Below are 12,898 nucleotides of genomic sequence, written 5' to 3'. Positions count from 1 at the left end.
AATGGGAGCCGCGTGGGACAGGCTATCGCCGCGCCAGAAATCCTGGACGATGGCAGGCACGGTCGCGCTCATCAGTCTTGCCGCCGGCTATGGTCTCTCGCAGCTCGGTGAAGGCCAGGGTGGTGCGAGCAACGCGGGCGGCAGTGCGACCGAATGCGAGGAGGTCCTTTACTGGTACGACCCGATGGTGCCGGGGCAGCACTTCGACGAGCCGGGCAAGTCACCCTTCATGGATATGCAGCTGGTGCCCAAGTGCGCGGGCGAGGAGGCCACCGCGGGCGTCAGGATAGATCCCGGCCTGGTGCAGAATTTCGGCATCCGCACCACTGAAGTCGAGTACGGCGTCCTCGAACCGGAAGTAACCGTCACAGGCGTTCTGGCCTACAACGAACGCGACGTTGCGATTGTCCAGCCACGTGCCGGAGGCTATGTCCAAAGAACCTACGGCCGCGCACCCGACGATGTCGTTGGACGGGGCGCTCCGCTCGCGGATATCCTGGTTCCCGAATGGGGCGGAGCGCAGCAGGAGTATCTGGCCGTCCTGAACAGCGGTGATGAAGAACTTGCGCAGGCCATGCGCGAACGCATGCGCCTTTTGGGCATGCCTCCAGGCCTGATCTCATCGGTAGGGCGCAGTGGACGTCCGCAGTCCACGATCACCGTTACCGCGCCGATTGGAGGTGCCATCACATCGCTCGGCGTGCGACCGGGGATGACAGTCATGGCCGGACAGACGCTCGCCGAGATAACCGGTTTCTCACCGATCTGGCTCGAAGCCGCGGTGCCTGAAACGCAGGCGGCGAATGTACGCGTCGGGCAACCTGTCAGCGCGACGCTGACCGCATTCCCCGAGGAACGCTTCTCCGGGCCCATCATCGCTATCCTGCCGAGCGCGCAGGATGCAAGCCGTACGATCACCGTTCGTGCGCAACTGCCCAATGCATCCGGGCGCCTCAAGCCGGGCATGTTCGCACAGGTCTCGCTGACCCCGGACACACGCCGCGCGCTGCTGGTACCGTCCGAAGCGGTTATCAGGACCGGACGTCGAACCATCGTGATGGTGAAGCAGGACGAGGGCGGTTTCATGCCCGCCGAGGTCCGGATCGGCCGCGAAGCGGGTGGAAGGACCGAAGTGCTGGCCGGTCTGTCGGCAGGCGAGCAGGTCGTGACATCGGGTCAGTTCCTGCTCGATTCCGAAGCAAGCCTCACCGGACTGGACGTCCGTCCGGTCGATCAGGCAGATGACGCTTCCACCGGCGGCGAGGACGAACCAGCGACCTTCGGTGCCACCGGCACGATCCAGTCGATCGCCAATGGTTCGGTGACGCTGCGGCACGGTCCTGTGCCCCGGCTCGATTGGCCCGCGATGACCATGACCTTCCGCACGAAGAGCGCGGCGCAAATGCGCGGGCTCGAGACGGGAGACAGGGTGCGCTTCACCTTCACCCAGCAGGATGCCGGCCCCCGGATCGAGTCTATCACGAGGGCCGGACAATGATTGCTCGGATAATCGATGCCTCGATCGCCAACCGCCTGTTTATCGTTCTCGCCGCCGTCGCGGTAACGCTGGCCGGTTTCTGGGCGGTACGCACGACGCCGGTCGACGCGTTGCCCGATCTCTCCGATGTGCAGGTCGTGGTCCGGTCGAACTATCCGGGGCAGGCCCCCCGGATCGTCGAGGACCAGGTCACCTATCCCCTGGCAACGACCATGCTCTCGGTGCCGGGGGCGAAAACCGTCCGCGGCTATTCGATGTTCGGTGACAGCTATGTCTATATCATCTTCGAGGACGGTACCGACCTCTACTGGGCGCGATCGCGCGTGCTCGAATATCTCAACCAGGTGCAGAACCGCCTACCCGATGGCGTGACGAGCACGCTGGGACCCGATGCAACCGGGGTGGGGTGGATCTACGAATATGCGCTCGTCGACCGGACCGGCGGGCACGACCTTGCCGGACTGCGCAGCCTGCAGGACTGGTTCCTGCGCTATGAGCTCAAGACGATTCCCGGCATTGCCGAGGTCGCCAGCGTCGGCGGAATGGTCAAGCAATACCAGGTCGTGCTCGAGCCTTACCGGATGGCATCGCTGGGGGTGACCCACGCCGAGATCGTGAGCGCAATCCAGTCCGCCAACCAGGAAGCGGGCGGCTCGATCGTCGAGATGGGCGAAGCCGAATATATGGTGCGTGCCTCGGGTTATCTCGGCGACCTCGACGATTTCAGGGCGATCCCGCTGCGCGCGGTGAGCGGCGGCGTTCCGGTCACGCTGGGCGACGTAGCGACGATCGAGGTCGGACCCGAACTGCGCCGAGGCATCGCCGAGCTCAATGGCGAAGGCGAGGTTGCCGGCGGCATCATCGTCCTGCGTCAGGGTGCGGATGCAAGAAGCGCCATACAGGCCGTCGAACAGAAACTCGACGAATTGCAGGCAAGCCTTCCCGAAGGCGTCGAGATCGTCACGGCCTATGATCGCTCTCAGCTCATCGATGCGTCTATAGAGAACCTCACCACGAAGCTCATCGAAGAGTTTATCGTCGTGGCGCTCGTATGCGCGCTGTTCCTCTGGCACGCGCGTTCGGCACTAGTCGCCATCATCACCCTGCCTTTGGGCGTGCTCGCGGCCTTCATCGTGATGCGCTTGCAGGGCGTTAATGCCAATATCATGTCGCTGGGTGGAATCGCGATCGCGGTCGGTGCGATGGTCGATGCTGCCGTCGTGATGATCGAGAACGCGCACAAGCATCTCGAGCGATGGGAACACGAGAATCCCGATTCCGTGCTCGCGGTGAAGGAACGCTGGCGGATCATCGCCGATGCATCGAAGGAAGTGGGACCGGCGCTATTCTTCAGCCTGCTGATCATCACGCTGTCATTCCTGCCGGTCTTCACCCTGCAGGCGCAGGAAGGGCGGTTGTTTGCACCGCTCGCTTTCACCAAGACCTATGCGATGGCTGCCGCAGCCATTCTCTCGGTAACGCTGGTGCCGGTAATGATGGGTTGGCTGATCCGTGGGAAGATCCCTTCGGAGGATTCCAATTTTCTCAACCGCTGGCTGACGAAAATCTACCGCCCGGGACTCGATTGGGTCATGCGGCGCCCCAAAGCGACGCTGGCGATCGCGGCGGTGATCTTCCTAACCACCGCGATCCCCTTCACCCGGCTTGGCGGCGAGTTCCTCCCGCCGCTCGATGAAGGCGATTTGCTTTATATGCCGAGTGCATTGCCCGGGCTTTCCCCCGGCGAGGCTTCGGCGCTGCTGCAACGCACCGACAGGCTGATCAAGTCGGTTCCGGAAGTGGAAACGGTGTTCGGCAAAGCGGGGCGCGCCGATACAGCCACGGATCCGGCTCCCCTGACAATGTTCGAGACGACGATCCGCTTCAAGCCGCGCGAGGAGTGGCGCGAGGGAATGACGCCCGAGCTGCTGGTCGAGGAACTCGACCGGGTCGTCCAGGTGCCGGGCCTCGCCAATGTCTGGGTGCCCCCGATCCGCAACCGGATCGACATGCTCGCGACCGGGATCAAGAGCCCGATCGGGGTGAAGGTTTCAGGCGACGATCTCGATCAACTCGAACGCGTTGCACTCGATGTGGAGCGTATCGCCAAGACCGTGCCTGGCGTGGGTTCCGCGCTGGCCGAGCGGCTGTCGGGCGGTCGCTATGTCGATGTCGATATCGACCGGATGGCTGCCGCGCGATACGGGCTCAACATTGCCGACATCCAGCAGATCGTCTCTGGTGCAATAGGCGGCGCCAATGTCGCACGGACCGTCGAGGGGCTGGCGCGCTATCCGATCAATGTGCGCTATCCCCGCGAAATCAGGGACAGCGTCGATGAACTCAGGGCCTTGCCGGTTCTGACGCCGTCCGGCCAACAGATCACGCTTGGCACTGTCGCCCGTATCGCCGTCAGCGACGGTCCGCCCATGCTCAAGAGCGAACAGGGCCGACTGACCAGCTACATCTACGTCGACGTCCGGGGCCGCGATCTTACTTCGGTGGTCGCCGATCTGCAGGAGGTCGTCGCCGCGGGTGTCGATCTTCCTGCCGGCGTCAGCCTGTCCTATGCGGGGCAGTTCGAATATCTGACGCGCGCCTATGAGCGACTGAAGATCGTGGTTCCCGCGACGCTCGCGATCATCTTCCTGCTGCTCTATCTCATTTTCCGGCGCTGGGACGAAGCCTTGCTGATCATGGGCACGCTGCCCTTCGCGCTGACGGGCGGATACTGGTTGCTCTATCTGATGGGCTACAACCAGTCGGTGGCGACTGCGGTCGGCTTCATCGCGCTTGCCGGCGTCTCCGCCGAATTCGGCGTCGTGATGCTGATCTACCTGAAAGCCGCACTGGAACGGCGACAAGCTGACCTGGGCGCCGAAGAAGTAGACGAGGCCATCCGGGAAGGCGCGCTCCTGCGCGTGCGGCCCAAGGCGATGACCGTCGCAGTCATCCTTGCCGGTCTCTTTCCGATCCTGATCGGCACGGGCGCGGGCTCGGAAGTCATGAGCCGCATCGCCGCGCCGATGGTCGGCGGCATGATCACCGCCCCGCTCCTGTCCATGTTCCTGCTTCCCGCCGCTTATCTGTTGTTGCGGCGCCCCCGTCCGGAAAAACCGGCCAATTCTCAAGGAGAAGAAGAATGCGTACCCTAACCTACATAATCCTGCTCGCGGCACCGCTGGCGCTTGCAGCTTGCGACGCTGCAGACGACAGCACCGGGACCCCGATGTCTGACGAGATGGCGAACTCGGACAGTATGCCCATGTCAGGCGAAATGCCGATGGCGGAGGAGACCGGCGGCGAGCAGAGCGCCAGCGCGGAGGGAACGGTAACAGCCATCGATCCCGAGGCGGGCACCGTGACCATCGAGCATGGTCCGGTCGAAAGTATCGGATGGCCGGCGATGACCATGGCCTTCGAAGCCGACGAACAAATCCTCGAACAGGTCATTGTCGGTGAGGGAATAGCCTTTGAATTTCGTACTGGAACCGAAGGCAGCGTCGTTACCTCGGTAACGCCGCGATAGCATGATGGGTGGGAGGCGCTCGGTTGCGCCGGTGCCTCCCACGCAAAAACAGGTGAATATGCCCGGTATCGACAGCCCCAACTTTCAGAATCGCCGCGACTTCATCAAGAGCGCCGGCCTCGCGGCGACGGGTTTCGCGGCGCTGCCGCTGCTGGGTTGCGGTACGCAAAGCAGGATGTCGCTCGATCAGGGAGGCGAAAGCAATCCTCTTGCCATACCTCGGCTACAGGCAGGAACGATCGAACGGGGCGAGCGTGTCTTTCGCCTGTCCCTGACACCCGGCGAGAAAGAATTCGTGCCCGGCACTCCGTCTCCGACGATCGGTATCGACGCATCCTATCTCGGGCCGACCCTCGAAATGCGCAGCGGCGAACAGGTTCGCTTTCACATCGACAACAAGCTTGCCGAAGATGCGACCGTCCACTGGCATGGTTTCGAACTTCCCGCCACAGCGGATGGCGGGCCGCACCAGCTCATACGGCCCGGTGAGCGCTGGAGCCCGTCCTTCGAAATACGCCAGCGCGCTTCGCTATACTGGTATCATTCGCATCTGCATCGCCGGGCCGGACCGCAGGTCTATGCCGGACTTGCAGCCCCGATCTACGTGCGCGACGAGGAAGACGATCGCCTCGATCTGCCGAGCCGGTACGGTGTAGATGACATACCGCTCGTCGTGCAGGATCGCGTGATCGACGGCGCGGGCCGCCTTGTTTACCCGCTCGATATGCACTCGCGGATGATGGGGGTGATGGGTGAGCGCATCTATGTGAACGGAACGGCCAATGCCGTTTTCGAGGCCGCCGCCGGTCCGCTGCGCCTGCGGCTTCTCAATGGATCGAATGCGCGGTTCTACACCTTCTCGCTCGAAGGTGATCGTCCGATGCAACTCATCGCAAGCGATGGCGGCCTGCTTGCCGCGCCAAGCGAGGTTCGCAGTCTTACCCTTGCCCCAGGCGAACGCGCACAAGTGATCGTCGATCTTTCCGAAGGGCGCCCGCTCCGGCTGATTGCCAGCAGCCCTGCTAACGCCATGGGCATGATGGGCGGGCAAGGCGGGGGTATGATGGGCGGCGGAATGATGGGAAACCGGGCCGATCGCGAGAGGCAGGGGCGCACCTTTTCGATCCTCGATATGCGCCCCTCAGGCGCGTCGACTCCAGTGATGCTCCCGCCCACCCTGGCCGCGCTAGCCGCGCCAGACCCCTCGCTCGCCGTTCGCAGCCGCCGTTTCGTACTCGATATGGGCATGATGGGTCGGGGCATGTCGATCAACGGCGAGACCATGAACATGGATGTCATCAATCAGCACGTACCGGTGGGTCGGTGGGAAATATGGGAAATCGCCAACGCATCGATGATGGCCCATCCCTTTCATATTCATAACGTGCAGTTCCGCTTGCTCGACCGGGACGGTCGGCCTCCGCGGGCGGAAGAGGCGGGCTTCAAGGACACCGTTATCGTCAACCCGCGTGAACAGGTCAGGCTGCTGTTGCGGTTTGAAGAGAATACCGATCCCGACAATCCCTACATGTATCATTGTCATATCCTCGAGCACGAGGACGCAGGCATGATGGGGCAGTTCGTGGTCACGGCCAATTAGGGGAGAACGACAGATGAGCGACGGGCACAATACGATCGAGGGCACGGCGACCGACCCCGTTTGCGGAATGAGCGTGAAGATGGACGGCGCCCGCTTCGTCGATCGACACGAGAGTGGCGACCATTACTTCTGCTCCTCGCGCTGCCTCGACAAGTTCCGCGCGGATCCGGAGATGTATCTTTCGAAGGCGCACCTCGATGCTGTCGAGGATGTCCCGGAAGGTACGATATACACCTGTCCGATGCATCCGGAGATCCGGCAGCCGGGGCCGGGCTCTTGCCCGATATGCGGGATGGCCCTCGAACCTGAAACGGTCACCTTGAACGAGGGCCCCGATCCCGAACTCGTCGACATGCGGCGAAGGTTCTGGTGGAGCGCGCTCTTCACCCTGCCTCTTTTCGCCTACGCGATGGGCGACATGATCCCGTCGCGACCGTTCGATCAGGTCATCGAACCCGCTTTCGCGCAGTGGTTGCAGCTCCTGCTGGCCACTCCGGTGGTGCTTTGGGGCGGCTGGCCCTTCTTCACCCGAGCGCTGCAATCGGTCCGGACCATGAACCTCAACATGTTCACCCTGATCGGCTTCGGCGTTGCCATCGCTTATCTGTTCAGCCTTTTGGCCACCCTCGCCCCGGACATTTTCCCCGAGGCTTTCCGCGATCATGCGGGCCGGGTCGGCGTCTACTACGAGGCCGCAGCGGTTATCACGACCCTCGTGCTGCTCGGGCAGGTCCTGGAACTCAAGGCGCGCGGTTCGACATCGAGCGCCTTGCGAGCGCTTCTCGAACTCGCACCCCCGACCGCGATGAAGATTTTCGGTCGCGGAGACGAGCGCGAAGTACCGCTCGATGAATTGGCGTCTGGGGACCTGCTGCGCGTGCGTCCGGGCGACAAGGTCCCCGTCGATGGCACGCTCGAAGATGGAAGCAGCGCCATCGACGAGTCCATGATCAGTGGCGAGCCCATTCCCGTCAAGAAAAGCGCGGGCGATCCCGTGATCGGAGGCACTGTCAACCAGACCGGCAGCTTCACCATGCGCGCGACGCAGGTCGGCGCGGACACTATGCTCTCGAAGATCGTGCAGATGGTGGCGGAGGCACAGCGCAGCCGGGCACCGATCCAGCGGCTCGCCGACCAGGTCACCGGATGGTTCGTGCCCATCGTCGTCCTTGTCGCTATCGTAAGTTTTTTCGTCTGGGCTATCTGGGGACCGGCTCCAGCTCTTGCCTACGCGCTCGTCAACGCGGTCGCCGTTCTGATCATCGCCTGTCCCTGCGCGCTCGGACTGGCGACGCCGATGTCGATCATGACCGGCACCGGCAAGGGAGCCCAGCACGGCATCCTGATCAAGAACGCCGAAGCGCTCGAAACGCTGGAAAAGATCGATACGCTGGTCGTCGACAAGACCGGAACGCTGACCCGGGGCAAGCCCGATCTTGTCGACGTAAAACCGCGGCCTGGCTTTGACGAACAGGAGTTGCTGAGCCTTGTCGCTGCTGTTGAGAGAGGAAGCGAGCATCCGCTCGCCCACGCGATAGTCGAAGGGGCTCAAAGCAGGGGCGCTGCAATTCTCGACGCTTCCGATATCGAGTCCGTGACCGGAGAAGGTATCCAGGCAAATGTCGACAAGCGCCGGGTCGCGATCGGGAATGAAAAGATGATGGAGCGCATAGGGGCGCTCGAAGAAAGCTGGCGGTCCTCGGCCAATGAGGGGCGAAGCCTCGGACAGACGGTGATGTTCGTGGCCGTGGACGGGGCACCGGCAGGCCTTATCGCTGTCGCCGATCCGATCAAGGAAACCAGCCGCTCCGCTATTGCCGCGCTGCATGAGCGCGGCATCAAAATCGTGATGCTTACCGGTGACAGCGAAGCCACCGCGCGTGCGGTAGCAAGCCAGGTCGGTATCGACGAAGTCGAAGCGAACGTCTCGCCCGAGGACAAACATCGCAAGATCGAGCAGTTGAAGAGCGAGGGTCGCCGGGTCGCTATGGCCGGCGACGGCATAAACGACGCACCCGCGCTCGCCGCTTCGCATGTCGGGATCGCGATGGGAACGGGTACCGATGTCGCGATCGAAAGCGCGGGCGTGACATTGGTGCGCGGCGACCTCATCGGCGTTGTTCAGGCGCTCGTCTTGTCTCGGGCGACTATGCGCAACATCAGGCAGAACCTGTTCTTTGCCTTTGCCTATAACGCGCTCGGCATACCGGTCGCCGCAGGTGTTCTCTATCCGTGGACCGGGTTGCTCTTGAACCCGATGATCGCGGCCGCGGCGATGAGCCTTTCTTCGGTTTCGGTCATCGGCAACGCCCTCCGGCTGCGCGGCCTCGCTCTTCCCAAATTCGATACTTGAGCGATGGGCACGGGACGGAGATGGCAAGAGTGACGGATTAGACGATGCAGGATCAAAACCAAATCTCTGAGAAATCGCGCGAATGGCGCGGTGCTCATCCAGCGCTCTGGATCGCGATATTCGGAATTCTCATCGCTTTCGCCTGGGAAATGCTCCAGCTTCCCTTCTACCAGTCAGCCGGTCTGTCGCCCGCCGAGGCCGCCCGTCGTTGCGGCTTGGCGTCGCTCGGCGATGCCGGTATCATGGTTGGGGCTTATCTGGTCGCCTCGATCGGCAATCGACAATGTCCGTGGTTGACCCGGTTCGAGGCTTGGCGCTTCGCCGCCTATCTTGCGACTGGCCTCGTGATAACGGCTATCGTCGAAGTCCTGGCGGTCGGAGCCGATTGGGGATGGACGTATAGCGAGAGCATGCCTGTGCTGCCGGGGACCGACATTGGCCTAGTCCCCATGCTGATGTGGATTGTAGTTCCTTCAGCGACTTTGTGGCTTGCGCGGCGAATGGGAACCGGACCCGCGCGATAGCGACAGGCCCTCTGGATCAATGATTATCAGGACAAAGGTCGACCTCACGCGGATCTGATCTCCCCGCGCGCCTGCGCAAAAACTTCGGCGGCGCCCCAGACGGCCAGCCCTGCCATCAGTGAGGCGACAGCCAGATCAGGCCATGCCGCGCCCGTCCCGAAAACACCGACCGCGGCCGCGAGTACTGCTAAGTTTCCGATCGCGTCGTTGCGCGAACAGATCCACACCGAGCGCATGTTTGCATCCCCGGTTCGATACCGAAAGAGCATTGCCGCGACCGCGAGGTTGACTGCGAGCGCAAGAAAACCGACTATTCCCATCGTGCCGGCATCGGGTGAGGCGCCCACAAAAAAACCCCAGATAGCCGAACCAAGGACCCAGAGGCCAAAGCCTAGCATAGTGGCGGCTTTCGCGAGCGCCGCGCGTGCGCGCCATGCAATCGCCATTCCGGCAACTCCGAGGCTGATGGCGTAATTGGCTGAATCGCCAAGAAAATCGAGTGCATCGGCCTGCAGCGCGCGCGAATCTGCGGCTATTCCGGCCACGATTTCGATAGCGAACATAATGGCGTTGAGAGCGAGGGCCACCCACAGGACCCGGCGCCATCTGGGATCATTATGGGCGTCGCCGACATCGGCAGCATCGCAGCAATTCTTCGCCATCCGCTCGACTCCTGGTTTCGAGAGAGCCTATGCACCTTGTAGCCACTACAAGGTCAAGCGATTGGGATTGACGATATGAGAATTGGTGAAGTGGCGCGCAAAACGGGCGTCAAGGCGGAGACGATCCGCTTCTACGAGCGCGAAGGCATTCTAAGCCCCCCACCCCGAACCGGATCCAACTATCGCGATTACGGACCAGCCGAAGCGACGAAATTGACATTTATCCGCCGGGCGCGAGAGCTCGGTTTTTCTATGGCGGATATCCGAGAACTCCTCGATCTTTCGGAAGATGCCGATCGCCCCTGCGCAAAAGTCGATGCTATCGCGCGATCCCAGCTAGGTAAGGTCGAAAGCAAACTGGAAGCTCTAGAAGATATGCGCACTGAGTTGGCCCGAATGATCGCAAGTTGCGATCGGGAGAGGATCAGCGATTGCAGGATTATCGAGGCATTGGCCAAGTAAGCAACATCCGGCAACGCCGCTTATCTCAATATTTGGATAGTGGTCGGCAACTCATGTAATAGGAACGTCGGGCCGTCGGCATTCGAGGCTCTTTGAGCCAGTTGTGTCGCTATGGGCGGTCAAGCAACCTGCAAATGCGGATGAGCGTGCTCGCAGCGATGAACTTCGATCGTGACGTGCACATATTCTGCATGCTCTGAAAGTCGGCTGGCATAATGGTCGGGCGCTAGCGGATCATCGGCGATGAGCGAGGCGATGACTGCATACTTGCCGGGACCGATCCGCCAGATGTGCAGATCGCCGATCGCGGCGTCCCGGTCCTCGAGCGCCTCGCGCACTTCTGTGTACCGATCAGAAGCCGCTTCAGCGTCGACAAGCACGGCAGCGGTATCGCGCAGCAGTGACCATGACCAGCGCCCTATCACGAATGCACCCACCAGCCCCATTGCCGCGTCCATCCATGCCCAGCCGAGGTACATGCCGGCGAGAAGGGCCACGATAGCCAGGACCGAGGTCAGGGCATCGGCAAGCACGTGGAAATAGGCGGAGCGTAGATTGTTGTCGGCATGCGCATGGTCGTGGTGATGATGATGGTCGTGATCATGCCCATGGTGATGATCGGCACCAAGCAGCCAGGCACTCGCGAGGTTCACCACGAGGCCGAGCAGGGCGATCCAGATCGCCTCGGTATAGGCAATCGTGAGCGGACTGACGAACCTTTGAGCCGATTCAACCGCGATCCCGATTGCGAAGATGGCGAGGACAAGCGCGCTCGCGAAGCCGGCGAGGTCGCCCACCTTGCCGGTACCGAATGTGAAACGCGGGTTGTTCGCATGGCGCCTGGCAAACCAGTAGGCGAAGGCCGCGACGCCCAAGGCACCTGCATGGGTCGCCATGTGGATACCATCGGCGAGAAGCGCCATCGATCCGGTCCACAGGCCAGCGACGATTTCGACCACCATCATCGCGGCGGTCAAGGCAACGACATAACGCGTGCGCCGCTCATGCGCGTCGTGCGAGGCGCTCAGGAAGTTGTGGTCATGGGCGAGCGGATTGGAGTCGGCGTGATGCATGCGGGGCTGATACCCCGAGATGCCTTTCCAAGAAATCCCTCCTTGAAACGAAAAGGCAATCGACGTCGATTGTCTGAGATGGTCGCCGCAGCCAACCGATCATAGAAATGCTGCGGCGACCAACAGACTATTCTCCCTTAGTCTTGGATCGGGACGTGACGGCCCTGCGATCGACCACGGTGATCCGGCGCGCCTTGGCATCGATGACGAGCCGTTCGGTCACGCCATTGCCCGGGAAGGCGACAACGTAACGCGGATTGAGGGAAAGCATCTGCTCGTTGCGCTTGAACCCGGCGCGGGCACCAAGCCGACGATCAAGCGAGTAGGTCAGTTGCTGCACTTCGCGGCGTTCAGCCCAACTCGCTGCCAGGCGATCGGCTCCCTTGCCGTCACCGCCATGGACCAGGAAGAGATCGGGAACCGCATCGCGAACCTTGTCCAGCGTTGCCCAGATATTGTCGGCATATCGCTTCGCATCCTCGGTGCTCTCGAAGCTCTGGCGACCACCGGCGAAGAGGACCGGAGTTCCTTCCGGTATCAGGGCGTGACGCCGGTTCTCGGCGCGTGCGCGGAGGAAATCGCGGGCATCGATCACAGCCGAAGTAAGGTGGCGCGAATGGCTCGTACGCGAGCCAGAAACAGGCTTCCACGAGGAACCGGTCTCGTCGCGATAGAGTGCTGCCGCAGCCTCGCGCATCTGCTCGAAGGCCAGCATGCTGGCTTCGGCAGCCTGCGCGCGCTCGACTTGCTCTTCAAGATTGCTCGAATGCACTTCGGAGCCATCGGCTGATGCTAGAAGAACCCGGATCTCGTCGCTGGCCCGGTCGAGCTGAGCCGCCTTGCGGCTGGCAGCACGGTGAAAGAGATTGACCACGCCCCAGGCAATGTCCTCGGCATCAGCTTCCAGGGCCGTATCGGAAAACATCGCGAAGAGGTCGGACCATACGGCGCCAAGCGTCTGCTCGATCGCGTCCTCGCAGGGAAAGTCGGTCGCGTTGAAGGGGGCCGGCCTGATGCTGAGGCCTGAAAGGTCGAGGCCGTTCAACTGGTCGATGAAGCTGTCGTACATGGGGTGTCTCCTGATCGCGGGGACAAGGAGAGGAGGCGCCATCGCCTCGGCCCTGTCCGCCGTAGCCCGATCAGGGCCGGGGAAAGGGGCGTGACGCACCGCGTAGCGGGAAACCTGCGGCCCTAGGC

10 protein-coding genes are annotated in these 12,898 nt (G+C 62.2%); 7 read left to right on the top strand and 3 right to left on the bottom strand.

Annotated elements, in window-relative coordinates; all coding sequences use genetic code 11:
• The first annotated feature begins 1 nt into the window (after position 1).
• The 6 genes from J7S20_RS13365 to J7S20_RS13340 all read left to right on the top strand — a co-directional run bounded on the left by J7S20_RS13365 (position 2) and on the right by J7S20_RS13340 (position 9,504).
• Positions 2–1,498 (top strand): efflux RND transporter periplasmic adaptor subunit, encoded by a 1,497-nt coding sequence (locus tag J7S20_RS13365; protein ID WP_284055086.1) that lies wholly within the window; start codon positions 2–4, stop codon positions 1,496–1,498.
• Positions 1,495–4,653 (top strand): efflux RND transporter permease subunit, encoded by a 3,159-nt coding sequence (locus tag J7S20_RS13360; protein ID WP_284054744.1) that lies wholly within the window; start codon positions 1,495–1,497, stop codon positions 4,651–4,653. The genes J7S20_RS13365 and J7S20_RS13360 overlap by 4 nt, the downstream gene beginning before the upstream one ends.
• 74 nt (positions 4,654–4,727) lie before the next feature.
• Positions 4,728–5,027: a copper-binding protein gene (locus tag J7S20_RS13355; RefSeq protein WP_284054743.1), complete on the top strand. Its 300-nt coding sequence runs from the start codon at positions 4,728–4,730 to the stop codon at positions 5,025–5,027.
• Positions 5,028–5,085: 58 nt separating this feature from the next.
• Entirely contained in the window at positions 5,086–6,627 is a 1,542-nt protein-coding gene (locus tag J7S20_RS13350) for a multicopper oxidase family protein (RefSeq protein ID WP_284054742.1), read from the top strand.
• Positions 6,628–6,640: 13 nt separating this feature from the next.
• Positions 6,641–8,980: a heavy metal translocating P-type ATPase gene (locus J7S20_RS13345; RefSeq protein ID WP_284054741.1), complete on the top strand. Its 2,340-nt coding sequence runs from the start codon at positions 6,641–6,643 to the stop codon at positions 8,978–8,980.
• Between the two features lie 44 nt (positions 8,981–9,024).
• A complete protein-coding gene (locus tag J7S20_RS13340) occupies positions 9,025–9,504 on the top strand; it encodes a hypothetical protein (protein ID WP_284054740.1) in 480 nt (159 codons plus the stop codon).
• Positions 9,505–9,548: 44 nt separating this feature from the next.
• On the opposite strand, the gene J7S20_RS13335 is transcribed toward J7S20_RS13340, so the two are convergent.
• Positions 9,549–10,166, bottom strand: coding sequence for a cation efflux transmembrane domain-containing protein (locus tag J7S20_RS13335; protein ID WP_284054739.1), 618 nt, complete (start codon positions 10,164–10,166; stop codon positions 9,549–9,551).
• 75 nt (positions 10,167–10,241) lie between these two features.
• Between J7S20_RS13335 and J7S20_RS13330 the strand changes: the two genes are divergently transcribed.
• Complete coding sequence (locus J7S20_RS13330; protein ID WP_284054738.1) at positions 10,242–10,628, top strand: MerR family transcriptional regulator; 387 nt, start codon at positions 10,242–10,244, stop codon at positions 10,626–10,628.
• 119 nt (positions 10,629–10,747) lie between these two features.
• Here the strand turns inward: J7S20_RS13330 and dmeF are convergent, their stop codons facing one another.
• Complete coding sequence (gene dmeF, locus J7S20_RS13325; RefSeq protein WP_284054737.1) at positions 10,748–11,701, bottom strand: CDF family Co(II)/Ni(II) efflux transporter DmeF; 954 nt, start codon at positions 11,699–11,701, stop codon at positions 10,748–10,750.
• 127 nt (positions 11,702–11,828) lie between these two features.
• Positions 11,829–12,770 carry a DUF2493 domain-containing protein gene (locus J7S20_RS13320; protein WP_284054736.1) on the bottom strand — a complete coding sequence of 314 codons (942 nt, stop codon included), beginning with the start codon at positions 12,768–12,770 and terminating at the stop codon, positions 11,829–11,831.
• Between the last annotated feature and the right edge of the window lie 128 nt (positions 12,771–12,898).

This window comes from Stakelama marina (assembly GCF_018122655.1).
GTDB lineage: Bacteria > Pseudomonadota > Alphaproteobacteria > Sphingomonadales > Sphingomonadaceae > Sphingomonas > Sphingomonas marina.
This window is presented reverse-complemented; position numbering and strand designations above follow the sequence as displayed.

Coding starts and splice junctions, on each gene's coding strand:
- J7S20_RS13355 (WP_284054743.1), top strand. CDS start 4,728: ATGTCTGACGAGATGGCGAACTCGGACAGTATGCCCATGTCAGGCGAA.
- dmeF (WP_284054737.1), bottom strand. CDS start 11,701: ATGCATCACGCCGACTCCAATCCGCTCGCCCATGACCACAACTTCCTG.
- J7S20_RS13360 (WP_284054744.1), top strand. CDS start 1,495: ATGATTGCTCGGATAATCGATGCCTCGATCGCCAACCGCCTGTTTATC.
- J7S20_RS13330 (WP_284054738.1), top strand. CDS start 10,242: ATGAGAATTGGTGAAGTGGCGCGCAAAACGGGCGTCAAGGCGGAGACG.
- J7S20_RS13350 (WP_284054742.1), top strand. CDS start 5,086: ATGCCCGGTATCGACAGCCCCAACTTTCAGAATCGCCGCGACTTCATC.
- J7S20_RS13365 (WP_284055086.1), top strand. CDS start 2: ATGGGAGCCGCGTGGGACAGGCTATCGCCGCGCCAGAAATCCTGGACG.
- J7S20_RS13340 (WP_284054740.1), top strand. CDS start 9,025: ATGCAGGATCAAAACCAAATCTCTGAGAAATCGCGCGAATGGCGCGGT.
- J7S20_RS13335 (WP_284054739.1), bottom strand. CDS start 10,166: ATGGCGAAGAATTGCTGCGATGCTGCCGATGTCGGCGACGCCCATAAT.
- J7S20_RS13345 (WP_284054741.1), top strand. CDS start 6,641: ATGAGCGACGGGCACAATACGATCGAGGGCACGGCGACCGACCCCGTT.
- J7S20_RS13320 (WP_284054736.1), bottom strand. CDS start 12,770: ATGTACGACAGCTTCATCGACCAGTTGAACGGCCTCGACCTTTCAGGC.